Raw genomic sequence first — 25776 nt, 5'->3', positions numbered from 1 at the left:
AATCTTATTGAATATTTAAAGTGCCGCTGATTTCTTTTAGGTTGATTTCGGTAAGTTTTGCCTGATATTGTGCTTCAAGATAGCGTGTAATTGCATCAATTGAGTTTTTTTGCGCTTCTCTCAGCTCCAAAGGAGAAATACTGCCTAATCGGTATTTCTCTAATGTTATATCCAGGTTCTGTCTGGCAATATCAACATTGCTTTTCTCAATTTTAAGTAAATCGAGATTTGTATTATAGTTCTGATAAGCAGACAACAATTGTGCACCGATTTCCTGTTTCGTTTTTTCGAAAGTTAATTCTGATGAACTGATTCCTATTCTTGCATTACGTTCATTCTGACGCTGCAAGAAACCATTGAAAATGTTTAAACTCGCGGTAAGACCATAGGTGAAGCCGGTGGCTCGGTTCTGAGTATTAAAGCCGGTAGGACTCGCACTTTTCTGAAACTCATATCCACTATTAATGGATACTACCGGATATCGCTGCCCTTTGATCTGTTTTAAATTAAGCTCCGCTATTTTCCTGTTGATAAAAGCATTTTGTAAATCAGGGTTTAATTGAGCCATTTGTGTACTTAAAGTGGAATAATCCAGGGCACCATCAATATTGATTTCATTGTCAACTATAAAATCAGTGTTTAAATCTCTTGCCATTACCTGATTCAATGCAGTCTTGGCAGTTTTAAGTAAATTGATTTCCTGTAAATAAGCTGAAGTATCCGTGTTGTAATCTACCTTAGCTGCAAGGACATCTAGCTTAGAGCCCCTGCCAATAGCTAATTTATTATTGGCTATGCGTAACCGCAGTTGAGAAATGTCAAGGACACTATCTCTTGCATTAACCAATTGTTGCTCTTTCAATACAGTATAGTAAGAACTAATTACATTTCCGACAGTGGTCAATATTGTAGCTTTTGCATTTACTTCACCTAATTTTTGAAGCTCCTTAAGCTTTTCATAATTAGTAAACATCTGCAAACCATCAAAAATTGTCCAACCCAATGAAGCACCATAATTCATACTTGTATTCCTTACTCCATCAAGTGTTTGCTGGTTGCCGTTACTTTGAGTCCGGGTAATGTTTTGTCTGCTTCCTCCATCAGAAAAGCTACCCTCAACTCTGGGCAACATGCCTGCATTGCCCAAATTCACATTGTTCTTGGCAATTTGAATATCGTTGTTTACCAGTTTAATATCATAGTTGTTGGTTAATGCAATACCAATTGCATCTTCCAGGCTGAGCTTTTGCTGTGCAAAAGCCCATTGTGAGGTCCATATCAAAACCGTCATCAGGCATAATACAGTGCCACGTTTCCCTGGCATATAATTAAGCTTTTTCATGTTCTAATGCTGCTTTTAATGAATCTTGTAAATCTGAGTTAGGTTTGTGTTCTTTCGACCAATACGAATAGATGGCTGGGATAACGAATAAGGTTAAAATCAATGCAAATGTTGTTCCACCTACAATAACAATTCCCATACCCATTCTGCTTTTTGCTGCGGCACCTAATGCTAATGCGATAGGAAGTGCTCCGATAGCAATGGCAAGACTGGTCATCAGGATTGGTCTTAACCTTGATACTGAGGCTTCTCTAATGGCATCATGCACGCTCTTGCCCTGTTCCTTAAGCTGATTGGCAAATTCAACAATCAGAATACCGTTCTTTGTAACCAGGCCGATGAGCATAATGGTTCCGATTTGGCTAAAAATATTCCAGCTTTGTCCAAATATCCAAAGAGATAAAAAGGCTCCGGCCACAGCCATTGGTACAGTTAATATGATAATGATGGGATCGACAAAACTTTCAAACTGCGCTGAAAGTATTAGGTAAACCAACAGCAATGCAAGCCCGAAAGCAAAAAGAGTATTTGATGAACTTTCCTTAAAATCCCTGGATTCACCACCGAGATCGGTTGAGAAAGATTCATCAAGTATTTTATCCGAAATTTTGTCCATGGCTTCAATTCCCTCTCCAATACTTTTTCCAGGAGCCAACCCAGCAGAAACTGTAGCCGAAATAAAACGATTGTTTCGATATAGCTGTGGTGGACTACTTTCTTCTTCCGCTGTAACGAGGTTGTCTAGTTGTATCAGTTCATTTTTATCATTGCGAACATATACCGAACTTAAATCTAAGGGATCTTTACGATCGCCTACTTCAAACTGTCCGATAACCTGGTACTGTTTTCCATTCATAAAGAAATATGAAAACCGCTGGCCACTTAAGCCTAATTGTAATGCAGTACCAATATCAGAAACTGTTACACCTAGATTCTTTGCCTTTTCTCTGTCGATAGTCAGGTCAATTTCAGGTTTATTGAATTTTAGGTTTACATCGGAAGTAGTAAAAGTAGGGTCTTTAGCAACCTCTTCCATAAAAACTGGAATTTTCTCTCTTAGTTTTTCAAAGTTCTGAGCCTGGATAATATAATTAACAGGTAAGCCACCACGTCGTCCAACTGAAATCGTGGGTTGTTGTGTAACTGTAACTTTTCCCTCAGAATATTTTCTGGTAATTTTTGTCAGCTTAGCGGCAACTTCTGCCTGAGTCTTATCTCTGTCGCCCGGAGGAAGTAATCCCATTCTTACAAATCCACTGTTTGTAGATCCAGCCCCTCCAAAACCCGGAGAAGTAATTGTAATGTTTACTTTCTTTTCAGGAATAGAGTCGTTAATCATCTGTTGAACTTTCATCATGAATCTATCCGTATAAGCAAAGGACGAACCCTCTGGAGTGGTCAGGTTCATGTTTATGGCACTACGGTCATCATATGGAGCTGTCTCTTTTGGTAATACAGTCCAGAATAGAGCGATTAATCCCATACAAACTGCTATAATTGGAATAGCCAGCCACTTTCTGTCTAAAAAGTAATTTAATTTCTCTGCATATCCCTCGTTAAGCCTTACAAAATATGGTTCAGTAACTTCATAGAATCTGGATTTTTTATGTCCGGTTTTTTTCATCAGGTAGGCATTCAGCATAGGCGTTAGAGTTAGGGATACAAAGGCGGATATTAATACCGCGGCACCAATTACTACCCCAAACTCCCTAAACAGCCGGCCTACGAAGCCCTGCATAAAAATAACCGGTAAAAACACTGCCGCAAGAGTGACAGAAATAGAAATTACTGCAAAAAATATTTCGTTTGAACCTTTAATGGCAGCCTCAAAAGGAGAGTAACCTTCTTCAACCTTTTTAAATATGTTTTCTGTAACTACAATTCCATCATCCACTACCAGACCTGTTGCCAATACAATTGCCAGAAGCGACAATACATTGATAGAGAACCCGAATACATACATAATGAAAAAGGTAAATATCAATGATACTGGGATATCAATAAGTGGTCGGATAGCAATGGCCCAATCCCTGAAAAATAGATAAATAATCAGGATTACCAGGATTAGCGACAGGATGATTGTTTCTGCAACTTCTGTTACTGAAGCCTTTATAAATTTGGTGTTATCTAAAGATATATTCAGCTTAATGTCATGAGGAACATCTTTTTGTAATTGTATAAAACGCTTGTCAAATTCTTTAGAAATATCAAGATAATTTGCCCCGGGTTGAGGTATCAATGCAACAGCAACCATCGGTTTTCCCGATTCTCTTAAAACAGTTTCTTCATTTTCTGAGCCAAGTTCAACAAAACCAATATCTCTAAGTTTTACGACATTGTGTGTGTCATTTTTTAAGATAAGGTTATTGAATTCTTCTACATTAGTTAGCTTTCCTAAGGTTTTTACAATAAGTTCAGTATTTGCACCGGTAATTTTTCCTGATGGCAATTCTACGTTCTCCTTATCTAAAGCGGCAACAATATCCTGGGATGTCAAACCATAAGCTGCAAGTTTGTCTGGGGATATTCTGATACGCATAGCATATTTCCTTTGACCTTGAATTTGCACACTACTCACACCAGTAATGGTCTGTAGCCTATCTGCAATAACATTCTCTGCGTAATCGCTCAGTTGCATTACATTGCGTTTGTCACTCTGTATGGTCATCGTGATAATAGCATCTGAGTTCGCGTCAGCCTTACTTACTACAGGATTCCCGTCAATATCTTTAGGTAATCTTCTTGCTGCTTCTGATACTTTATCACGAACATCATTTGCTGCATCGTCAATATTCTTATCCAGATTAAATTCGATCGTGATGTTACTTGTGCCTTGGTTACTGGATGAAGAAATGTTTCTGATCCCGTCAATACCATTAATGGATTTTTCCAGAGGTTCAGTAATCTGCGATTCAATAATATCAGAGTTCGCCCCAGGATAAGAAGTTCGTACGTTAATTACCGTGGGATCAATATTTGGATATTCCCTTACCCCTAAAAAGTTATATCCGATTACCCCAAATAGCAGGATCATCAGGTTCATCACAATGGCCAGAACGGGCCTTTTTATACTGGTGGTTGAAATACTCATGGTTTTGAATTATGATTAACAACCGTAACATTTACAGGAGAGCCATTTCTTAAGGCCATAGCACCTGTAGTTAATACAGTATCACCCACACTTAAACCGGATGTAATCAGGATTTGCTCAGCAGTACGGGTACTTGATTCAACTGGTATTTGTTCTGCCTTACCATCTTTGCTGATAAAAACTGTTTTCCCTTTTAAAACTGGAATAATAGCTTCATTAGGAATCAATATTGCATTCTTTATTGTATTCAAGCCAAGCTTGATTTTAACAAAGGAACCTGGTAGCAGCTCGCTATTAGCATTGGGAACTAGTGCTTTGATCTGTAATGTACGCGTCTGTGTATTGATTCCTGGTTCAATAGCAAATACCTTTCCGGTAAATGTCTTGTTAAAACCATCCGTATTAAAAGAGATTTCAGAGTTAAGTTTTATCTGACCTATATATTTCTCAGGAATTGAAAAGCTAACTTTTAAAGGGTTAATGCTCGATAAGTTGGCAATAAGCGTAGATGGTGTTAAATACCCGCCTACAGAAACAGAACGTAAACCAATCTTACCGCTAAAAGGAGCATAAATGGCTGTTTTAGCAAGTTGAGCCTGAATGAGTTGTGTTTGAGCTTTTAATGATTGCAGATCTGCTAATGAAGTATCATACTCTTCCTGACTGATGGCACCTTTTTCCAAAAGTTGTTTAGAGCGGTTTTCATTGGTAGCCGATAACCTTTGTTTAGTCAATGCCTCCTGAAGCTGAGCTTGTATATCTCTGTCGTTGATCTTTACCAATAAACTGCCTTTAGTCACATTCGAACCTTCTTTGAAATTGATACTGGTAATCAAGCCAGATACCTCGCTTCTGAGTTCAACAGATTCATTGGCTTCGAGTGTGCCTGTAATGTCAAGATCATTGGTGAAATCCATTTCTTTGACAACAACACCGTCAACTTGAAGACCTTTTGACGAACCAGCCTTGCCCTTGCCGCCCATGATAGCCCCATTTTCTGCAATCTTCTTATTTGCAGAGATTCTGTAATAGATTAAATAACATAGCCCTATACCAATAAGGACATAAATAATGTACTTCACTTTCATTTGTGTGGTTCTTTTTTGCAAACGAGGTTAATCGGTCACATTTGTGTTAGATATTTTTCCCTTCCTTAAAGGATAAAAGAAAACAGTTTTGTTTATGGTAACGTACAAAAATATTTAAAATGACTAGAATAGCTTGTATTAAGTGTGTTACAGGATGTAATTCTTAATGGTATATAACCAGAGGTCTTATACCTAAGCTAAACTGCCTTGCTTTAAGGGGCAAATTTTTCTAAGTTTGGCACAGTTTAGCAATTATTATTCATATGAACAAACCATTAATCGCATTAGTAATATTACTCTCAGTAGGTATGACGGCCAAATCACAGGTAAAAATAGGGTTCGAAATTAGTTTTACAGAACCGCAGGCGCATTATGCCGAAGTAGAAATGACCATTTCAGGTCTGGTTAAGGATTATGTTGATGTAAAAATGCCGGTTTGGACTCCAGGTTCTTATTTGGTACGTGAATTCTCTAAAAGTGTGGAAGGATTTGCTGCTACAGCCAACGGTAAAACACTAAAACATGAAAAGGTAAGAAAGAATGCCTGGAGGGTATATACAACCAGGGCAAATACTGTAAAAATAAAATATAGGGTATATGGATTTGAAGTTTCTGTACGCACTTCCTTTATTGATGATACGCATGCTTTCCTTTCAAGTACAAGTATATTTATGTACCCGGATGGATTATTGAAAAATCCAAGTACGGTAAAGATTAATCCATACAAAGGCTGGACTAAGGTGTCGACCGGATTGGAGCCTGTTGCTGGCCAGAAGTTTACTTATACAGCAGAAGATTTTGATGTGCTGTTTGATAGTCCTATTGAAGTAGGTAACCAAGATATATTTTACTTTACCGCATCAGGTGTAAAACATGAAGTAGCTATGTATGGTGGTGGTAATTACGATAAAGAAAAGCTTAAGGTTGACATGGCGAAAATTGTTGAGCAAGGCACGGCGATTTATGGTGAAAACCCAAACAAGCATTATACTTTTATCGTACATAACTTTACTACAGGCGGAGGTGGCTTAGAGCACCTGAATTCTACAGTATTGGGAGCTAGTCGTAATGCTTATAATACAAAGGAAGGCTATATAGGTTTTTTAAACCTGGTTGCTCATGAATACTACCACCTTTGGAATGTAAAAAGAATGCGTCCAATAGCTTTAGGCCCATTTGATTACGATAATGAAAATTATACAACTAGTTTGTGGGTAGCAGAAGGCTTTACTGCTTATTATGAAAACAAGTTGATGCTACGTGCTGGTTTTATTACTGAGAAAGAATTTGTTGATCAGTTAGTCACTGCAGTAAGCAATGTATCAAATATTCCTGGAGCTCAGGTTCAATCAGTAGCTGAAGCTAGTTATGACGCATGGATTAAGTTGTACAGGCCTAATGAAAACTCTAACAATACCACAGTTTCGTATTATGCCAAGGGAGAAGTAGTAGGTATATTGATGGATTTGGCAATTTCAAATGCTACAAAAGGAACGAAGAGCCTTGATGATGTAATGAACGCTATGTATTATCAGAATAAGGCACAAAAAAGAGGTTTCACAGATGCTGAATTTAAGGCTATGGTAGAGAAGGTCAGCGGACAGGATTTTACTGATTTCTGGGCCAAATATGTAAATGGCACTACTTTGCCTGAGTATGCTAAGTACTTCGGGTATGCAGGGATAAATGTAAAAAATGAGCTTGAAGGTAAGAGCAGTCCTTACTTAGGGGTAACGTCTAAAAAAGTTGAAGGAAGAATGTTTGTGTCTGCAGTACTACGTAATTCTGCAGCCTGGGTTGATGGAATAAATGCTAATGACGAGCTGATAAGTATTGATGGTATACCTATCGAAGCTGCAGTTGAAAGAATGCCTGCTATTTCCAATAAAAAGGTTGGAGATGTTGTAGTGATAAAAGTTGCCAGAGATGGACAGCTTAAAGATATTAAGGTGACGCTTAAAAATTACCATGGTATAAAATTAGTAGGAGAGATTGATGAGCAGGCAAGTGACTTGCAAAAGAAAGTTAGAAAACAGTGGATGTAAAAATTCAGAAACTGATCTTTATGGTTAAGCAGGGAGCTGATCAAAAAAAAAGCGGCATTTTTACAAATGCCGCTTTTTTTTTGATGTTAAAGAAGTCTAGAAAGTGAAACGTACACCTAAACCTATGTCGCCACTGTAAAAGTCAGTGTCAGGAGTTAGTCTTAAAGTAGGAATCCAGTCTAAAGAAAGGTTAATTGGAGCACCATTAAATTTGTAATCTAAACCTAAAACGCCATTTAAACCTAAGTAAATATCGCCGTCATACCCTTTAACTTTCATACTTCCTACGCTACCACCACCACCATAGTACCAATTTAATCCAGGTGCACCGCTAATTGGGTTATAAACTTCATAAAGACCAGTTAATTGTACGTAGTTTACACCACTAGAACTTCTAAAGTTACCAATTAACTCTAGCATAGCTCCTTTGTTTAAGCCAGTTTTAAAAGAAACTCCGTTATAGCTACCAAAACGTCCACCAATAGCGTTTTTGTATTCCTGAGCATTTGCATTATTAGCACTCATTGCAAAAAGACCCGCAACAGCAATTAAAGTAAAGAGTAATTTTTTCATAATCATAATGTGTTTATTTAATTTTTCTAATCGGGAATCTCCTAGCAAGTATTGTGCCGGAATACTAACATATCTATGACAATTGTGAAAAGGTTATTCTCTGTCTATGTACAGATATGAGAAAGCTTCTAATTATAACCCAAAAAATACTCTATAATAACAATGTATAAACAATATTAAAGATACTGTTATCACCCTGTTTAGATATTGCTTATATTGGATGCTAACGGATGGCTTTATGATAGAATTATTTAGCCTATATCAATTGTTGCAGGTCATTTTATTGCAAAAAAGAAGGCCTTAAAACAAAGATTGTGAATCAATGTTTTTAAATTAATTTTAGTTAAGTTTGAGAAGCAAGGGATGCGCAGAACATCATTTGCTGTATAATCGTTAACCAAATTTTTTATTAAAGCTGATCATATATGGCTGCAACTATAACCAGAGTATTCGATTTACTTCAATACAATTTAGAGAGATTTCCGAAAGAAGAATTTATCAGCGGTAAAGTAAAAGGCCAATGGCTTAAATACAGCACTCAGAAATTTTGCGATACGGTTGATTTATTGAGCAAAGGTCTGATTAGTTTAGGCATAGGCAAAGCTTCAAGGGTAGCCGTAATGTCTCACAATCGACCGGAATGGAATATTAGTGATTTTGCAATTATGCAGATAGGTGCTTATCAGATTCCATTGTATCCAACTCTGGCAGAACATGACATTAAGTTTATTCTTGAAAACGCTGAAGTTACTGTCGTCTTTGCTGCGGATGAAACTATATATAGAAAACTGGAATCAGTAAATAAAGAGTTGAAGTCGCCGGTAAAGATTTACACATTTGATGAAATAACCGGGGCTGAAAATTGGTCTTCCTTATTAAAGGCAGGTGAAATGCAGGAGGGGGTACAGCTTGATGAATATAAAAAAGAGGTAAAGGCAGATGACATCTTAACCTTGATTTACACTTCTGGTACTACTGGAACTCCGAAAGGCGTTATGTTAACGCATAATAATCTGGTGAAGAACTTTGAAAATTCTGCAGTATTGCTTCCAGAGGGGATCGAAAAAGGATTGAGCTTTTTACCACTCTCTCATATTTTTGAGCGGATGGTGGTTTATTTATATATGTATTCTGGTGTAGGTATTTATTATGCAGAAAGTATGGATACCATTGTTGCGGATATACAATATGTACAGCCAAGTGTTTTCTCTACCGTTCCGCGTTTACTGGAAAAGGTATATGATAAGATCATGGAAAAAGGAAAAGCCCTTACTGGAATTAAAAGAGGGATCTTCTTTTGGTCGGTGGCACTTGCAGAAAAATACGAAACCAGTAATAGCTGGTGGTATAATTTTAAATTAGGTATAGCCCGTAAATTGGTTTTTAAGAAATGGCAGGAAGCGCTTGGTGGAAATATTATTGTTATTGTCTCGGGAGGAGCAGCTTTAAATCCACGTTTGGCACGCATTTTCTGGGCTGCTGGCATGCCTGTTTTTGAAGGTTATGGCTTGACAGAAACATCGCCAGTAATCACTGTCAATCATTTTGATAATACAATGTTTGGAACAGTTGGGCCAGCGATTAAAGGTATGGAGATTAAAATTGCAGAAGATGGGGAAGTGCTGGCTCGGGGGCATGCCATTATGAAGGGCTATTATTTACGGGATGATCTTACTGCTGAAACAATAGATGCTGATGGTTGGTTCCACACTGGTGATATTGGTGAAATATTAGGTGGTCGCTTCCTTAAAATTACAGATCGTAAGAAAGAAATTTTTAAAACTGCCGGAGGCAAGTACGTGGCTCCACAGATTATAGAGAATAAATTTAAAGAAATACCATTGGTAGAACAAGTGATGGTGTTGGGTGAGAATCGTAAATTCCCCGCAGCATTGATTGTTCCTAACTTTGCTGCACTAAAAGTATGGGCACAGAAAAAGGGGATTACATATACAACAGATGAGGAAATGATTAAGAATTCCGAAGTTTTAGAGAAGTTTAATAGGATTGTTGAATTAAGCGGAAAAGACTTTGGTAAATGGGAGCAAGTGAAACGATTTGCACTCTTGCCTAAGCAATGGAGCATCGATGGAGGAGAATTGACACCAAAGTTAAGTCTGAAAAGAAAAGTTGTGCTGGAGAAAAATGCAGCACTTATAGATAAAATCTACCTTGATGCAGAAGGTTATAAAGGATAAAGGTATTTCCCTGACTATCGTACTGTCGGTTATTCTTGCTTTTGCTGGGTGTGTTGGGGGGCAACTAGGGCAGAACAATAGCAATGAGTACCGTAAAGGAATGGTCGTTTCGGCAAGTGAAGATGCTTCTCTTGTTGGAATAGATATTTTAAAAAAAGGGGGGAATGCAATTGATGCAGCGGTAGCTGTTCAGTTTGCTTTGGCTGTGGTGTATCCAAATGCGGGGAATATTGGTGGAGGTGGATTTTTGGTATATCGTTCTGCAGAGGGGGAAGTTAATACATTGGATTTTAGAGAGAAGGCGGGTTTCAGAGCTTCAAGAGATATGTATTTAGATCCTGATGGCAATCCTGTGATTGATAAAAGTTTATTTGGGCATCTGGCAGTCGGGGTGCCTGGCTCTGTTGCAGGAATGGTAGCTGCGCATCAAAAATATGGTAAATTGAAGTGGGGTGATCTGTTAGAGCCAGCTATTGTATTGGCCAAGAGCGGCTTTAAAATTACAGCACGTCAAGCCAGGGAATTGAATGGATTGAAAGAGCGTTTTATAACCTATAATCCTAATGGTACAGCATTGGTAAAAGATAGAGAGTGGCTGGAAGGAGATATATTGGTGCAATCTGAACTAGCTAATACTTTAGAACTAATCAGAGACAAAGGTATGGCTGGATTTTATAGTGGTCCGGTTGCTGATAGTTTATTAGCTGAAATGAAACGTGGAAAGGGGATTCTTAGTGCCGACGATTTAAAAAGTTATAAAGCTATTTGGCGTAAACCAATAATTGGAGATTATAAAGGTTTTAAAGTAATTACTATGCCGCCACCATCCAGTGGTGGTATTGCATTGATCCAACTACTTAAATGTGTTGAACCTTATCCTTTAAAACAATGGGGTTTAAATTCGGATTCAACAGTGCAGCTAATGGTTGAAGCAGAGAGAAGGGTGTATGCGGATCGCGCTACACATCTGGGTGATCCGGATTTTTATGATGTGCCGCAAGAGCAGCTTCTGAGTAATGCTTATATAGAAGAAAGAATGGCAGGTTTTAACTGGGCACATGCAACTCCAAGTGCAAATATTAAAGCCGGAACATTTAAAGTGGCGGAGCATGAAGAGACGACTCATTTTTCTATAGTTGATAAGGCTGGAAATGCTGTTTCGGTAACCACTACGTTAAATGGGTCATATGGCTCAGCAGTAATAGTCAAGGGGGCTGGCTTTTTATTAAATAATGAAATGGATGATTTCTCAGTAAAGCCCGGTTCGCCAAATATGTATGGTTTAGTAGGTGGTGAAGCTAATGCCATTATGCCTGCTAAACGAATGCTAAGTTCTATGACACCAACAATTATTGAAAAGAATGGTGAATTGTTTATGGTAGTGGGCACTCCGGGTGGTTCTACTATCATTACATCTGTATTTCAAACTGTGATAAATGTAATTGAGTTTGATAAAAATATGCAGGCTGCTGTAGATGCTAAAAAATTTCATCATCAATGGCTCCCTGATACTATTTATATGGAGAAAGGTGCACTGGATAGTTTGACTGTTGTAAAACTAAAGAGTAAAGGTTACCCGGTTTTAGAGCGTGGAGCTATTGGAAGAGTTGATGCTATTTTGAAAACCAGATGGGGCTATTATCAAGGAGGGGCAGACAGAAGAGGAGATGATAAAAGCATAGGTTGGTAGTCGTACTAAACCTTCTTTTTAATTCATATATTTTATACTATCTACTTGCATTATACTTTTTAATTCTATAGCTTTGTTATGCAAGCATAGTAATTGATGAAACAGCAGGAAACGATAGATTATTTTTTAAAAGTAGTTTGGCAGAATGTATCTAATACATACAATCAGATTGCTTCAGGGTTTGGGATCACACAAGCTATAGGTTATGTGCTGATTAATATTGGCAAAGAAGGTACAGCCGTATCTCAACTCGCAGGTTTACTGGGTGTAAAAGCAACCAGCCTATCCAGGATGTTAAACAATATGGAGGAATCTGGGTTAATATACAGGGAAACTTCTACTGGCGATAAACGCTCAGTAAAGGTTTTTCTGACAGAGCTCGGTTATGAAAAGCGACACATGGCTAAGGGAGTTGTAATTGCTTTTAATGAGTATTTGGCAAAGAACCTGAGTACTATTGAAAAGAATAACCTTTTAATAACCCTGCAGAAATTGAACAAACTTACATTGGCGTATAAAATTCCCGTTGAAAATGATGAACAAAAAGATAAATAAAGTAGTGGTGTTGGGCTCAGGTATTATGGGCTCACGTATTGCCTGTCACTTTGCGAACATAGGAGTAGAGGTGCTTTTACTGGATATACCAGCAAAAGAAGGGGATAAAAACACCATTGTGAACAATGCATTGCAGAATGCGGTAAAAACAAACCCTTCTCCGGTTTATTCGAAAAAAGTTCTGAATAAAATTACAACCGGAAATTTTGAGGATGATATGGCCAGGATTGCAAATTATGACTGGATCATAGAAGTTGTAGTGGAAAACCTTGAAATCAAGAAGAAAGTTTTTGAACAGGTTGAGCAATATCGTAAAGCTGGGACTTTAATCACTTCAAATACTTCGGGTATTCCTATTCATTTGATGGCTGAAGGACGCTCAGAGGATTTTAAAGAAAACTTCTGTGGGACTCACTTTTTTAATCCACCTCGTTATCTGAGATTATTAGAAATTATTCCAACTCCTCATACTAAGCCTGAACTGGTGGATTTCCTGATGTATTATGGGGATAAGTTCTTAGGTAAAACAACTGTGCGATGTAAAGATACCCCAGCATTTATTGCAAATAGAGTCGGGGTATATTCGATTATGGCTTTACTCCATCTGGTAGAAAAAATGGATCTAACTGTTGAGGAAGTAGATAAATTTACCGGGCCGGCATTAGGCAGGCCTAAATCTGCCACTTTCCGTACCACAGATGTGGTAGGTCTGGATACCATGATTAAGGTATCGAAAGGCTTGTACGAGAATTGCCCGGATGACAAAGCGCATGACTTATTTAAGTTACCTGTTTATGTAGAAAAAATGGAAGCCAACAATTGGTTGGGGGATAAAACAGGACAAGGGTTTTATAAAAAGACAAAAACTGCCGAAGGCAAAACAGAAATATTAGCACTTGACCTGAAGACACTGGAATACAGGCCACAAGTTAAAGTGAAATCTGCGACATTGGATCTGACTAAACCTATCGAGAATGTGAAAGATAGAATGAAAGTGTTTGCTGCTGGAAAGGATAAAGCGGGCGAGTTGTTCAGAGCTTCTTTCTTTGGTTTGTTTGAATATGTGTCTGACAGAATCCCTGAAATTTCTGATGAGTTATATAGAATCGATGATGCAATGCGTGCAGGTTTTGGATGGGATCTAGGTCCATTCGAGGTTTGGGATGCGGTAGGTGTTGTTGAATCTATTGAGGGAATGAAAAAATATGGACACGAGGCTGCAGCCTGGGTTCATGAAATGCTGGATGCTGGAAATAAATCTTTCTATAAAGTTGAAGACGGAATTAGAAAGTATTACGATATCCCTTCTAAAAGCTACAAGGCTGTACCAGGTGCGGAAGAATTTATTATTCTTGATAATTTAAGAGCAAATAAAGTGATCTGGAAAAATTCTGGTGCTTCTATTATTGATCTTGGCGATGGGATTCTGAATGTAGAGTTTCACTCTAAAATGAATACCATTGGTGGTGATACCTTACAAGCTATCAATAAAGCTATTGATATGGCTGAAAAGGATTATAGGGGAGTAGTGATTGGTAATGATGGGGCAAACTTCTCTGCCGGGGCGAATGTGGGAATGATCTTTATGATGGCGGTTGAGCAAGAGTGGGAAGAGTTGAATATGGCTATCAGAATGTTCCAGAATACTTCTATGCGAATCAGGTATTCATCAATTCCGGTAGTTGTAGCGGCACATAACTTAACACTTGGGGGGGGATGTGAGTTCAGTTTACACGCAGATCATGTTCAGTTGAATGCTGAAACTTATATGGGGCTTGTGGAGTTCGGTGTTGGAGTTATTCCTGGAGGAGGTGGTACCAAGGAGTTTGCACTTCGTGCTTCTGATGAATATCGCGATGACCAGATTGTTCAGAATGCTTTAAAAGACCGGTTCCTTACTATTGGAATGGCAAAGGTTTCTACTTCAGCTGTTGAGGCATTCGAATTGGGTTATTTGCAAAAAGATAAATATGCTATTTCTATGAATAGAAGTAGGTTAATTGCCGATGCTAAAGCAAAGGCGATTGAACTTGCTGATGCAGGATATACTCAGCCGGTAAGGCGTAAAGATATTAAGGTTTTAGGTAAACAAGGCTTAGGTATTGTTTATGCTGGAGCCAATACCATGTATTCTGGCCATTATATTTCTGAGCACGATAAAAAGATTTCGGAGAAGCTGGGATGGGTAATGTGTGGAGGAGATCTTTCTGCGCCTACGGAAGTAACAGAACAATATCTACTTGATCTGGAAAGGGAAGTGTTTTTGTCGCTTTGTGGTGAAAGGAAAACTTTGGAGCGTATTCAGAGTATTGTGACAAAGGGTAAACCTTTAAGGAATTAATTTTTAGCTTAAAAAAGATAAGACATGCAAGAAGCATATATTATAGCAGGATATCGTACCGCAGTGGGCAAGGCCCCACGTGGTGTATTTCGTTTTACCAGGGCTGATGATCTGGCGGCTGAGGTGATCAGAGGATTGGTTGCTTCGATACCAAGCCTGGATACGGAGCATATAGATGATGTAATTGTAGGAAATGCGACTCCTGAGGCGGAACAAGGATTGAATATTGCACGTATGATCTCTTTGATGGGATTAAATACAGATAAAGTACCTGGTGTCACTGTAAACAGATATTGTGCATCTGGATTAGAAACTATTGCTACAGCAGTTGCGAAGATTAAGAGTGGAATGGCGGATTGTATTATTGCAGGTGGTGTAGAAGTGATGTCGGGCATGCCTTTTGGTGGTTGGAAGATTGTCCCAAATGCTGATGTGGCCAAAATTAATCCGGATTGGTATTGGGGAATGGGATTGACTGCAGAAGCCGTTGCAAAGGAATATAATGTGAGTAGAGAAGATCAGGATGTATTTTCTTATCATTCGCATCAGAAAGCAATCGAGGCTATTAAAAATGGTCATTTAAAAGAGGGTGTCTTGCCGATTACGGTGAATGAAAATTACCTGGATGCGGATATGAAAAAGAAAACCCGTAGTTATGTGGTGGATACGGATGAAGGCCCAAGGGCAGATACTTCAGTAGAAAAACTTGCTAAGCTAAAACCTGTATTTGCGGCTGATGGTGTAGTCACAGCTGGGAACTCATCACAAACTTCTGATGGTGCAGCATTTGTACTCGTCGTTTCCGAGAAGAAAATGAAAGAACTTGGAGTTGAGCCTATTGCTCGTTTGGTAAGTTATGGTATTGCTGGTGTTCCTCCCAGAATTATGGGGATAGGTCCTATATATGCGATACCCAAAGCGCTAAAGCAAGCAGGTATGACACTTGATCAAATAGACCTGATCGAATTAAATGAAGCTTTTGCATCCCAATCACTTGCAATTATAAGAAAACTTCATATTGACACCGATCGGTTAAATGTAAATGGAGGTGCAATTGCACTTGGACATCCTCTTGGATGTACTGGTGCTAAATTATCCGTGCAGATATTTAATGAGTTAAAAAGAAGAAAACAAAAATATGGGATGGTGACTATGTGCGTAGGTACAGGTCAGGGGGCCGCTGGTATTTTTGAAATGCTTTAGTAAAGAACAATGATTTAATCAAAAAAAATGGAAGCTACAGATAAAAAAGCGATTAAAGGTGGCGAGTTTTTGATAACAGAAACCACTTATCAGGATGTATTTATTCCTGAAGAATTTGATGAAGAACAACTAATGATTGCCCAGACCTGCCGGGATTTTCTGGTAGCGGAAGTATATCCTAATCTGGATCGTATAGATACGCAAGAAGAAGGATTGATGCCTTCATTGATGGATAAAGCAGGTGATCTGGGGATTTTAGGTGTTTCAATCCCTGAAGTTTATGGTGGATTTGGAAAGAATTTTAATACTTCAATGCTGGTTGCTGATGTGATTGGTGCTGGACATTCATTTGCTGTTGCCTTGTCGGCACATACTGGAATTGGAACCTTGCCAATTTTGTATTATGGAACAGAGAACCAGAAAAGTAAATATATCCCTAAATTGGGAACAGGAGAGTGGAAAGCTGCTTATTGTTTGACTGAACCAAATTCCGGGTCTGATGCTAATTCTGGAAAGACAAAAGCTAAATTATCTGAAGATGGGAAGCACTATGTGATCAATGGTCAGAAAATGTGGATTACCAACGGTGGGTTTGCAGATATTTTTATTGTGTTTGCAAAGATTGATGATGATGCTAATCTGACAGCTTTTATTGTTGAACGCTCATTTGGAGGCATTACAATGAATCCGGAAGAACATAAAATGGGTATCAAAGGTTCTTCAACAAGGCAGGTGTTTTTTAATGATTGCCATGTGCCGGTAGAGAATATGCTTTCTGATAGACAGAATGGTTTTAAAATCGCTGTTAACATTTTAAATATTGGAAGAATTAAATTAGCTGCTGCTGCTATTGGTGCATCGAAAGCTGTAATTGATACTGCCATAAATTATTCGAATGAGCGTGTTCAGTTTGATCGCCAGATTTCTAAATATGGGGCAATCAGGTATAAGCTTGCAGAGATGGCGACTAAGGTTTATGCAGTTGAATCTGCTAATTACCGGGCTGGTCAGAATATTGATGATGCATTTGATGCATTGGTAGCAGGAGGAATGGATGAAGGTAAGGCAAAACTTAAATCTACAGAGCAGTTTGCTGTCGAATGTGCAATTCTGAAAGTATGGGGTTCTGAAGCTTTGGATTATGTTGTTGACGAAGGCGTGCAGATTTATGGCGGTATGGGCTTTTCAGCTGATGCACCAATGGACCGTGCTTACCGTGATGCCAGGATCAACAGGATTTTTGAAGGTACAAATGAAATCAACAGGTTGCTTACGGTTGACATGATGTTGAAGCGTGCGATGAAAGGTGAACTTGATTTGATGACGCCGGCAACTGCTGTTGCTGCCGAATTGATGTCGATTCCTGAATTTGGTGATGAGGATGATACGCTGTTTGCTGCGGAAAAGAAGATCATTAAAAACCTGAAAAAGGCAACACTTATGGTAGCAGGGGCAGCTGTCCAGAAATTAATGATGAGCTTATCAAAGGAGCAGGAGATATTGATGAATATTGCGGATATGGCGAGTTACGTGTATGTGGCTGAATCTGCCATGTTAAGGACGGAAAAGTTGGTAAGTATGCGTGGCGAGGAAGCTTGCGAAGGGCAGCTGAATATGATGCGTATTTATTTTGTTGAAGCAGTAGATGCGGTTCAGAAAGCTGGTAAAGAGGCATTATGGGCATTTGCCGAAGGGGATGAGCAAAGAATGATGATGGTAGGTTTAAGACGATTTACCAAAATGGAAGCCTTTAATGTTAAAGATGCAAGACAGAAAGTGGCACAGCAATTGATTAATGCTAATAAGTATTGTTACTGATGTTATAATATAAAAGAAACGATTCATAATTAAAACTGGAAGCCCGTAATCTGATTGATCACGGGCTTTTTATGTGAGATAATAGATAGGTCCTTTATAATTGCCAAGATTGCTTTAAAATTGTTAAAATTGGTTAAAAATTGCGCCATCGGCAATAAAAGACTATTTTTGTGAATTATGTTAAAAACCAGTGGCTTGTTAGGCTTTTTTTTGATTGCAGTAGCATTTATTGCTTGCGAAAAGGAAGCGCCTTATGATGGAATTAAGCAATTGGAGATTGATGATGCTATAATTGTTAAGTACATGGCAGATAGTGGCGTGACGGCGACTAAACATAGTTCAGGCTTATATTATAACATCATCAGGCCTGGAGCAGGAAAAGAAATCGTTCAGGTGGATACTGTGTATAGTAATTATACTTTAAAAATTTTAAAAGACTCGGTTTTGTTGAGTAAAAGTGTTGACAGTACGTTTAAATTCATGCTCCCAGGCTACATCGAAGGATGGAAGACCGGGGTTAGTTTAATTAGGCCTGGAGGATCGATCCGATTGCTGATCCCTTCTACACTTGCTTATCAGCAAAGGGCAATTACTTCACCACGAATACCCCCAAATTCAATATTAGATATTACTTTAGAAATAGTTTCTGTAAATAAAAAACCCAAATGATTAAAAAGTTATCATTATATACCATTGCCTTGTTAGGTTGTTTAGTACTGTTCAATTCATGTAAAAAAGATTATGAAACTATTGAAGCTTTTGATGAGCGTCAAATAGCGGAATACCTGGCGAAAAATAACATTAAAGATGTAAATGATACATTGGGTTATTATTATCAGATTCTTGATGAGGGAACTGGTGGAACAGTAGATAGGACAGACTCTGTATTCTATACTTACGATTTCAAACATGCAAGTGGTGCCTCATTTTTTAAAAATTCAGATTACCAGATTCCACGTAATTTCTTAGGTTATACAGATAGATTTGGTTTTAAAGATATTCTGGCTGTTAGACTTACATTAGCTAAACTTCAAAAAGGTGGAACTGCAAGAGTTATTTTACCTTCACGTTTAGCTTTTGGCAAAAATGGGAATAAAACACTTGGGGTAGAATCTAATGAGATTGTTGTAATCGATTTAGCCTTACTTACTCAGAAAAACTGGGTGGAAATGGATAATTATTTGTTGGACAAGTTTGTTGCAGCAAAAGGTATAAATCCAGTAATAGATCCAAGTAGAGTTCGCTATATTATTTCTGCCGAAGGTACTGGAAAGGAAGATGTAAAATCAACTTCAAAAGTTAAAGTAAAGTATACCGGAAGATTATTGGATGGAACGGTATTCGATTCAAGTACTGATGGTGTAGAATTCCTGCTTGATGGCGTAATTAAAGGATGGACAGAAGTTTTGCCAGGTAAAATTGGGGTAGGTGGCAAAATAAGACTTCTGATTCCTTCTGATTTAGGATACGGACAAACAGCTCAAAGAGATGGTAACGGGAATGTGAGTATTCCTGCAAATGCAATTCTGGATTTCGATATTGAGATCGTAAGTGTTACTAACTAATATAAATTAGTTATAGATATTTGATAATGCATCCTCCAATCTGGTGAACTGAAATTTAAAATCTATTGATAATAGTTTTTGAGCCGAGGTATTTGTGCTGATGAAAATTACCTCGCTCATTTCTCCCAAGATTAACTTAAGTATTGTTTCGGGTACGTTTAAAGGCCATAGCGGACGATGAAGTTCATGAGCAATAGACTTTGTTAAAGTTAGATTGGTTATTGGAAATGGAGCACAGGCATTATAGGCACCTTGAAATCTGGGGTTTTCCACAGCATTCATAAACATGGAAACAATATCGTTTATATGTACCCATGGTATCCATTGCCTGCCAGTCCCAAGGGCTGCTCCCAGAAAGAATTTTATAGGTTTTTCTAAAGAAGATAGAGCACCTTCTCCCTTCGCGAGTATAAAACCAATTCTGAACTTTACAATTCGTATGCTAAGTGATTCTCCTTGATCTACAGCATCTTCCCACTGTTTGCAGCATTCTGCTAAAAAGCCAGAGCCTGATGCTGATTCTTCCGTCAGAATCTTATCACCACAGTCGCCATAATAACCCGCTGCTGAAGCAGATATGAAATTTTTAACATCGGCATTGGTTTCTTGTATGGTTTTGTATAATAATTGGGTTGATAAAACCCTGCTATTGATAATTTGTTGTTTACGTTTTATAGTCCACTTTCTTGATGCAATATTTTCTCCGGCCAAATGGATGATGGTATCTGTGCCGGACATACATTTGGGATCAATTTTGCCATTGTCAACATCCCAGATATATGATTTTACTCCAGGAATATTTACTTCATTTCTCGAGAGAATGGAGACGGTGTGCTCTGCCTTTTGTAAAGTATGAATTAACTTTCGTCCAATCATCCCTGTTGCACCTGTAATCAAAATCTGCTTCTTCATATGTTGGAGCTTTTATTTGTCTAAATTATCTTTTTATCGTAAAGGTTTTGTTCTGCTTATGTAAATATTGGCTTTTACATTAGTATTAAGATTAAAAATGCTATAATTTTGAGTTTATCGCAAAAGTTTAGTTCAGAGGTTAATTAATCTGCATCAGCTTGTTGCATGCAAAGTGCAATGAATAAACTTTTCAAACTTCATGGACATTAAAAGACAATATATATAATGAAAAACAAAAAAATATTGGTTTGGTTTAGAAATGATCTTCGCTTACATGATAATGAAATGTTAGTTGAAGCTATTGCTAAATCTGACAGTATTTTGCCTGTTTACTTTTTTGATCCTCGCTATTTTGATGAAACCAGATTCGGTACTGCCAAGACAGGTGTTTTTAGAGCTGAATTTTTGAGAGGAAGTTTGAAATCTTTGAGGAGTGCTTTCCGCAAAATGGGAGGAGATATTCTTTTTGTTCAGGGAAGACCTGAAGATTATTTAAAGGAACTCGTTGAACGTTTTGATATTGCTGAAGTATATCATCATCGGGAGGTTGCACCAGAGGAAACACTGATCTCTGACAATGTAGAGGATCTGTTATGGACACTTAAAGTTAATTTAAGACATTTTATAGGGCATACACTTTATAATAAAGAAGATCTTCCTTTCCCTATAAAGGACATTCCTGATGTCTTTTCTCAGTTTAAAAAGAAAACAGAAAGGGATGCCATTGTAAAGTCTTGTTTTTCATCACCTGAAAGTATTGCTTTTGTGGAGAATCAGGAATGGGGCGAAATACCTTCATTAGAAGAATTGGGTTTCATATTAAATGGTAATGAGAATTTTAACGGCTATCCTGAAGGCGGGGAAGAGGCTGGTTTAGGACATTTGAAATCATTGTTTGCTGCTGATTCAACCATTTATCTGAAGAATGGGAAAAATAACGCTGATAAATCCGGGCTTTCATCGCAATTGTCGGCTTGGTTGGCTTTAGGTTGCCTATCGCCAAGAATGGTTTATTGGCAAGTTAAAGATGCAGAAAGTAAGTTTGGACCAAATATTCATTTTAACCAGATTCTACTAGGGCTATTGTGGCGGGACTATTTCAGGTTTATGTTTAAAAAGCATGGTATTGCTTTCTTTCAGGAAGAAAAGTTGGAGAATGAAGTTCTTTATGCTGCAGTTGAAGGAGATGCGTTAGACAACTGGAAACTTGGTAAAACAGGAAATCCTATAGTAGATAAGTATATGTTTGATTTAAATACAACTGGTTTTATTCCGCATATAGGAAGACAGCTTGTGGCTACTTATCTAATTCATGTACAAAAGATTCATTGGACCTGTGGGGCGGCTTATTTTGAAGAAAAGCTAATAGATTATGCTGCGGCTAGTAACTGGGGTAATTGGGCGAGTATAGCTGGTCTTAGTAAAGACGTAAAATCCAAAAATAGCGTGGATTTAAATAAACAATTTAAAATTTTAGAAGTTGAAATTCCTGATCAACCTTCTTTTGCCTGATAGTAAAAGTTTTACATTTTGATTTTGATGAAAAGTTAAACAGATTTGTATTTTAAACAAAGTTGTTTAAGTTTTGTTGTTATAATCAAGGTGAAAAAATATTCAATCAGCGATATAGAAGCCCTTATCGGCATTAAAGCCCATACTATTAGGGCCTGGGAAACAAGATACAATCTTGTCCCACCAAAACGTACTCCTACCAACATCCGATATTACGATGAGGAAGATTTAAAGATGCTTTTGAATATAGTTGCGTTGAATGAGAATGGTTATAAAATCAGTCGGATTTCTAAACTTAGTAAGCAGCAAATGATAGATTTGGTGGTGCAACTCAATTCTAAATGGGATAATGATGCTGTTCAAGTATTGAATCTTTCCAAAGCGACTTTACAATACAATGAAAAAGCGTTCTCATCCATCCTTTCTGGTTGCATTAAAACAATGGGGTTAATTAAGACTATGGATGTTGTGTTATTCCCTTTTATGAAACGAATAGGGATGCTTTGGCAAACAGGAACGATTGATCCCTCTCAGGAACATTTTGCAGCTAACCTGATTAGAGATCGTATTATAGTTGAGATTGATAGGGCTAAAAAGCCTGAAATTGAAAAGCCATTACGTTTTGTGCTTTTTTTGCCAGAAGGAGAGATACATGAAACAGGTTTACTTTTTGCGCGGTATTTGCTAAAGAGTTGTGGACATGATGCACTTTATCTAGGAAGTGAAGTCCCATATGCAGATCTTAAAAAAGTTACTCATTCTTATAAGCCTGATTATATGTTTGTTGTTTTAACCTCTTTAAATTTGGGAAAAGACATTAATAAAATCATAGCAAAAGTATTGGATTATGTAGATGTTCCATTGCTTGCCGGAGGAAGCTTGATCTCTGAATTTGATGTTCTTGTAAATGATCGGCTTACCCCTTTGAAGAATGTATGTCAAATGGTAGATTTTCTTGAAGAATTATAAAGAATGTTGCCTATATTATGAGGTAAAATCCTAATTTTGCAACACTTATAGCATATTTAAACCATAATGGATAATTTATCTTATCTCAACGGCGCAAACGCCGAATACGTAGACTCGTTATACCAATCTTATAAAGAAGATGCAAACTCAGTTGAATTTGGATGGCAGAAGTTTTTTGAAGGCTTTGACTTTGGAAAAGGTGCTTCTGGTGCCCCTGTTAGTGCTGAAGCTCCGGAACATTTCCTAAAGGAGGTTAATGTGTTAAACATGATCAATGGCTATCGCCAACGTGGTCATTTATTTACACATACCAACCCGGTAAGAGAAAGACGTCAGCATTTACCTACGCTTGACCTGGAGAATTTTGGCCTGGCTCAATCTGATCTTGATACTGTTTTTAACGCAAGTGTGGAACTGGGGATTGGTGCGGCTAAATTAAGTGACATCATCACAGTTCTGAAGCAAACTTATTGCAGCTCGATCGGGGTTGAATATAAGTATTTACGTACGCCTGAAGTACTTTCCTGGTTAGAGGATAAAATGGAAAGCACTCGTAATACGGAACAATTCTCTATTGAAGAGAAGACTCGTATTTTAAAGAAGTTGAATGAGGCTGTTAGTTTTGAGAATTTTCTTGGGACTAAGTTCCTTGGTCAGAAAAGATTTTCATTAGAAGGTGCTGAGGCGCTGATCCCTGCTCTGGATTCAGTAATTGAAAAAGGTGCAGAGCTTGGTATTGAAGAATTTGTAATTGGTATGGCACATAGAGGACGTTTAAATGTCCTTGCCAATATCATGCAGAAGTCTTATAAAGAGATTTTTGCTGAGTTTGAGGGAAAAGGCTATAGTGCAGAGTCTCCATTTGGAGGTGATGTAAAATATCACCTTGGTTACTCTACTGACGTAACTACAAATGATGGTAAAAATGTTCACCTGAGTCTTTGTCCTAATCCTTCGCACCTGGAGACTGTAAACGGAGTGGTTGAAGGTATGACCAGATCTAAGATAGACTTTAAATATGGTGGTGATAATGCTCGTATTGCACCGATCCTGATCCATGGTGATGCTTCTGTTGCCGGACAGGGTATTGTTTACGAAGTAATTCAAATGGCTGGACTTGATGGTTATAAAACAGGAGGTACCATTCACCTGATCATTAATAACCAGGTAGGTTTTACAACAAACTTTAAAGATGCCAGAACCAGTACTTATTGTACTGATATTGCTAAAGTTACTTTATCGCCGGTATTCCATGTGAATGGCGATGATGTAGAAGCTTTGGTGTATGCGATTAACCTTGCTATGGAATATCGTCAGAAATACAGAAATGATGTATTTATTGATATTTTATGTTATCGCAGGTTTGGACATAATGAATCGGATGAACCTAAATTCACTCAACCTTTATTATATAAAGCAATAGAGAAACACCCAAATTCAAGAGATATTTATATCGATCAGTTGGTTAAAGAAGGTTCTATTGAAGCTGGTTTTGCAAAAGATATGGAAAAAGAATTCCGTGGCTATCTGCAGGAGCGGTTGAATGAGGCGAAAGCATTGACTTCAACATATCAGGATGTGAAGTTTGGTGGTGCCTGGGCGGATATGCGTATTGCGACACCGAAGGATTTTGAAAGTTCACCAGTAACATCAGTTAAGGAAAGTACTTTGCTGGAAATAGCAAAAAGAATCAGTACATTACCTTCTAATAAGAAGTTCTTTAAGAAAATAGAAAAACTTTTTGAGGAGCGAAGTAAGATGGCAAATACTACCCACATATTTGATTGGGCTATGGGAGAACAACTTGCATACGGAACTTTACTTGCAGAAGGTAAAAGGGTTAGATTAAGTGGACAAGATGTAGAACGTGGTACTTTCTCGCATCGTCATGCTGTAATTAAGTTAGAAGATTCTGAAGAAGAATATATCCCATTGGCTAATTTATCTGATCAGCAGGCACCATTCGATATTTATAATTCACATTTGTCTGAATATGGTGTTTTAGGTTTTGAGTATGGTTACGCCATGGCCAATCCTAATGCCTTGACTATTTGGGAAGCTCAGTTTGGAGACTTCTTTAACGGAGCTCAAATTGTAGTTGACCAGTATATCGCCAGTGCAGAAACGAAATGGCAACGTGAAAATGGCTTGGTAATGCTATTGCCTCACGGATATGAAGGACAAGGTCCTGAGCACTCATCTGCAAGGATTGAACGTTTTATGGAGCTTTGTGCAGATTATAATATGCAAGTAACAAACTGTACTACTCCTGCAAACTTCTTCCATTCGTTACGCAGACAGTTTAAACGTGATTTCAGAAAACCGTTAGTTGTATTTACACCTAAGAGTTTATTACGTCATCCTCTATGTGTGTCGCCACTGGTTGATTTTACTGAAGGTAAATTCCAGGAGATCATTGATGATACTAATGTTAAATCGGCAGCGGTTAAGAGGGTATTGTTCTGTAGCGGTAAGATTTATTATGAGCTATTAGAGAAACAACAAAAAGATCAGACTAAGGATGTGGCTATCGTTCGTTTAGAACAATTGTATCCTTTGCCTGTTGAACAGATGGAAGCTGTATACAAGAAATATAAAAATGCTAAGGAAGCCGTTTGGGTTCAGGAAGAACCTGAAAACATGGGTGCATGGCCATATTTGTTGCGTAAATTGAGAAAAACTATTTTTGGTGATATGGAGTTAATCTCAAGAAAAGAAAGCAGCAGTACAGCTACTGGTTTTGCGAAACAGCATGCCGATCAGCAGGCTTATATACTAGCCAAAGCATTTGAAATGGCTGTTACTGCGCAAGAGAAGAATATTGCGAATAAGTCTGTGAGTAAAGTATTTAATGTAGATTAGAAAAATATAATA

The 25776-nt window shown here is 37.9% G+C and carries 17 protein-coding genes; 12 read left to right on the top strand and 5 right to left on the bottom strand.

The features are described 5' to 3' along the window. Window positions 1–4 precede the first annotated feature (4 nt). From ABDJ41_RS13385 to ABDJ41_RS13375, 3 genes are read right to left on the bottom strand one after another with little or no spacing between them, the layout of a single operon-like run. Complete coding sequence (locus ABDJ41_RS13385) at window positions 5–1342, bottom strand: TolC family protein (RefSeq protein ID WP_349786555.1); 1338 nt, start codon at window positions 1340–1342, stop codon at window positions 5–7. Then, window positions 1329–4433: an efflux RND transporter permease subunit gene (locus tag ABDJ41_RS13380; protein ID WP_349786554.1), complete on the bottom strand. Its 3105-nt coding sequence runs from the start codon at window positions 4431–4433 to the stop codon at window positions 1329–1331. The genes ABDJ41_RS13385 and ABDJ41_RS13380 overlap by 14 nt, the downstream gene beginning before the upstream one ends. Beyond that, window positions 4430–5521, bottom strand: a complete 1092-nt coding sequence (locus ABDJ41_RS13375; protein ID WP_349786553.1) for an efflux RND transporter periplasmic adaptor subunit — start codon at window positions 5519–5521, stop codon at window positions 4430–4432. Before ABDJ41_RS13375 ends, ABDJ41_RS13380 begins: the two co-directional genes overlap by 4 nt. A gap of 263 nt (window positions 5522–5784) precedes the next feature. Here ABDJ41_RS13375 and ABDJ41_RS13370 point away from each other — a divergent pair, with 263 nt between their 5' ends. Then, entirely contained in the window at window positions 5785–7566 is a 1782-nt protein-coding gene (locus ABDJ41_RS13370) for a M61 family metallopeptidase (protein ID WP_349786552.1), read from the top strand. A 96-nt stretch (window positions 7567–7662) separates the two neighbouring features. On the opposite strand, the gene ABDJ41_RS13365 is transcribed toward ABDJ41_RS13370, so the two are convergent. Continuing rightward, entirely contained in the window at window positions 7663–8139 is a 477-nt protein-coding gene (locus ABDJ41_RS13365) for a hypothetical protein (RefSeq protein ID WP_349786551.1), read from the bottom strand. A 425-nt stretch (window positions 8140–8564) separates the two neighbouring features. Here ABDJ41_RS13365 and ABDJ41_RS13360 point away from each other — a divergent pair, with 425 nt between their 5' ends. The 8 genes from ABDJ41_RS13360 to ABDJ41_RS13325 all read left to right on the top strand — a co-directional run bounded on the left by ABDJ41_RS13360 (window position 8565) and on the right by ABDJ41_RS13325 (window position 19509). Next, window positions 8565–10337: an AMP-dependent synthetase/ligase gene (locus tag ABDJ41_RS13360; protein WP_349786550.1), complete on the top strand. Its 1773-nt coding sequence runs from the start codon at window positions 8565–8567 to the stop codon at window positions 10335–10337. Then, window positions 10315–12027, top strand: a complete 1713-nt coding sequence (gene ggt, locus ABDJ41_RS13355; protein ID WP_349786549.1) for a gamma-glutamyltransferase — start codon at window positions 10315–10317, stop codon at window positions 12025–12027. Before ABDJ41_RS13360 ends, ggt begins: the two co-directional genes overlap by 23 nt. Before the next feature lie 96 nt (window positions 12028–12123). Further along, window positions 12124–12582, top strand: coding sequence for a MarR family winged helix-turn-helix transcriptional regulator (locus tag ABDJ41_RS13350; RefSeq protein ID WP_349786548.1), 459 nt, complete (start codon window positions 12124–12126; stop codon window positions 12580–12582). Continuing rightward, window positions 12563–14923, top strand: a complete 2361-nt coding sequence (locus ABDJ41_RS13345; RefSeq protein ID WP_349786765.1) for a 3-hydroxyacyl-CoA dehydrogenase/enoyl-CoA hydratase family protein — start codon at window positions 12563–12565, stop codon at window positions 14921–14923. The genes ABDJ41_RS13350 and ABDJ41_RS13345 overlap by 20 nt, the downstream gene beginning before the upstream one ends. 24 nt (window positions 14924–14947) lie before the next feature. Further along, complete coding sequence (locus ABDJ41_RS13340; RefSeq protein ID WP_349786547.1) at window positions 14948–16126, top strand: acetyl-CoA C-acyltransferase; 1179 nt, start codon at window positions 14948–14950, stop codon at window positions 16124–16126. Window positions 16127–16153: 27 nt separating this feature from the next. Next, a complete protein-coding gene (locus tag ABDJ41_RS13335; protein WP_349786546.1) occupies window positions 16154–17944 on the top strand; it encodes an acyl-CoA dehydrogenase FadE in 1791 nt (596 codons plus the stop codon). 177 nt (window positions 17945–18121) lie between these two features. Then, window positions 18122–18613 carry an FKBP-type peptidyl-prolyl cis-trans isomerase gene (locus tag ABDJ41_RS13330; protein WP_349786545.1) on the top strand — a complete coding sequence of 164 codons (492 nt, stop codon included), beginning with the start codon at window positions 18122–18124 and terminating at the stop codon, window positions 18611–18613. After that, window positions 18610–19509, top strand: coding sequence for an FKBP-type peptidyl-prolyl cis-trans isomerase (locus ABDJ41_RS13325; RefSeq protein WP_349786543.1), 900 nt, complete (start codon window positions 18610–18612; stop codon window positions 19507–19509). The genes ABDJ41_RS13330 and ABDJ41_RS13325 overlap by 4 nt, the downstream gene beginning before the upstream one ends. Before the next feature lie 6 nt (window positions 19510–19515). Here ABDJ41_RS13325 and ABDJ41_RS13320 read toward each other — a convergent pair whose 3' ends face one another. Beyond that, complete coding sequence (locus ABDJ41_RS13320; RefSeq protein WP_349786542.1) at window positions 19516–20421, bottom strand: TIGR01777 family oxidoreductase; 906 nt, start codon at window positions 20419–20421, stop codon at window positions 19516–19518. A 225-nt stretch (window positions 20422–20646) separates the two neighbouring features. On the opposite strand from ABDJ41_RS13320, the gene ABDJ41_RS13315 reads away from it, so the two are divergent. From ABDJ41_RS13315 to ABDJ41_RS13305, 3 genes are all read left to right on the top strand, one after another. Continuing rightward, window positions 20647–21933: a DASH family cryptochrome gene (locus ABDJ41_RS13315; protein WP_349786541.1), complete on the top strand. Its 1287-nt coding sequence runs from the start codon at window positions 20647–20649 to the stop codon at window positions 21931–21933. Window positions 21934–22023: 90 nt separating this feature from the next. Continuing rightward, window positions 22024–22902 (top strand): MerR family transcriptional regulator, encoded by an 879-nt coding sequence (locus tag ABDJ41_RS13310; protein WP_349786540.1) that lies wholly within the window; start codon window positions 22024–22026, stop codon window positions 22900–22902. A 66-nt stretch (window positions 22903–22968) separates the two neighbouring features. After that, entirely contained in the window at window positions 22969–25764 is a 2796-nt protein-coding gene (locus ABDJ41_RS13305; protein WP_349786539.1) for a 2-oxoglutarate dehydrogenase E1 component, read from the top strand. Window positions 25765–25776 lie beyond the last annotated feature (12 nt).

This window comes from Pedobacter sp. ASV1-7 (assembly GCF_040203335.1).
Classification (GTDB): Bacteria; Bacteroidota; Bacteroidia; order Sphingobacteriales; family Sphingobacteriaceae; genus Pedobacter.
This window is presented reverse-complemented; position numbering and strand designations above follow the sequence as displayed.

What these genes read in the sequence shown, in the direction of transcription:
- ABDJ41_RS13380 (WP_349786554.1), bottom strand. Translation starts at nt 4,433, where the DNA reads ATGAGTATTTCAACCACCAGTATAAAAAGGCCCGTTCTGGCCATTGTG.
- ABDJ41_RS13320 (WP_349786542.1), bottom strand. Translation starts at nt 20,421, where the DNA reads ATGAAGAAGCAGATTTTGATTACAGGTGCAACAGGGATGATTGGACGA.
- ggt (WP_349786549.1), top strand. Translation starts at nt 10,315, where the DNA reads ATGCAGAAGGTTATAAAGGATAAAGGTATTTCCCTGACTATCGTACTG.
- ABDJ41_RS13305 (WP_349786539.1), top strand. Translation starts at nt 22,969, where the DNA reads ATGGATAATTTATCTTATCTCAACGGCGCAAACGCCGAATACGTAGAC.
- ABDJ41_RS13315 (WP_349786541.1), top strand. Translation starts at nt 20,647, where the DNA reads ATGAAAAACAAAAAAATATTGGTTTGGTTTAGAAATGATCTTCGCTTA.
- ABDJ41_RS13370 (WP_349786552.1), top strand. Translation starts at nt 5,785, where the DNA reads ATGAACAAACCATTAATCGCATTAGTAATATTACTCTCAGTAGGTATG.
- ABDJ41_RS13385 (WP_349786555.1), bottom strand. Translation starts at nt 1,342, where the DNA reads ATGAAAAAGCTTAATTATATGCCAGGGAAACGTGGCACTGTATTATGC.
- ABDJ41_RS13330 (WP_349786545.1), top strand. Translation starts at nt 18,122, where the DNA reads ATGTTAAAAACCAGTGGCTTGTTAGGCTTTTTTTTGATTGCAGTAGCA.
- ABDJ41_RS13340 (WP_349786547.1), top strand. Translation starts at nt 14,948, where the DNA reads ATGCAAGAAGCATATATTATAGCAGGATATCGTACCGCAGTGGGCAAG.
- ABDJ41_RS13325 (WP_349786543.1), top strand. Translation starts at nt 18,610, where the DNA reads ATGATTAAAAAGTTATCATTATATACCATTGCCTTGTTAGGTTGTTTA.
- ABDJ41_RS13335 (WP_349786546.1), top strand. Translation starts at nt 16,154, where the DNA reads ATGGAAGCTACAGATAAAAAAGCGATTAAAGGTGGCGAGTTTTTGATA.
- ABDJ41_RS13360 (WP_349786550.1), top strand. Translation starts at nt 8,565, where the DNA reads ATGGCTGCAACTATAACCAGAGTATTCGATTTACTTCAATACAATTTA.
- ABDJ41_RS13350 (WP_349786548.1), top strand. Translation starts at nt 12,124, where the DNA reads ATGAAACAGCAGGAAACGATAGATTATTTTTTAAAAGTAGTTTGGCAG.
- ABDJ41_RS13375 (WP_349786553.1), bottom strand. Translation starts at nt 5,521, where the DNA reads ATGAAAGTGAAGTACATTATTTATGTCCTTATTGGTATAGGGCTATGT.
- ABDJ41_RS13365 (WP_349786551.1), bottom strand. Translation starts at nt 8,139, where the DNA reads ATGAAAAAATTACTCTTTACTTTAATTGCTGTTGCGGGTCTTTTTGCA.
- ABDJ41_RS13345 (WP_349786765.1), top strand. Translation starts at nt 12,563, where the DNA reads ATGAACAAAAAGATAAATAAAGTAGTGGTGTTGGGCTCAGGTATTATG.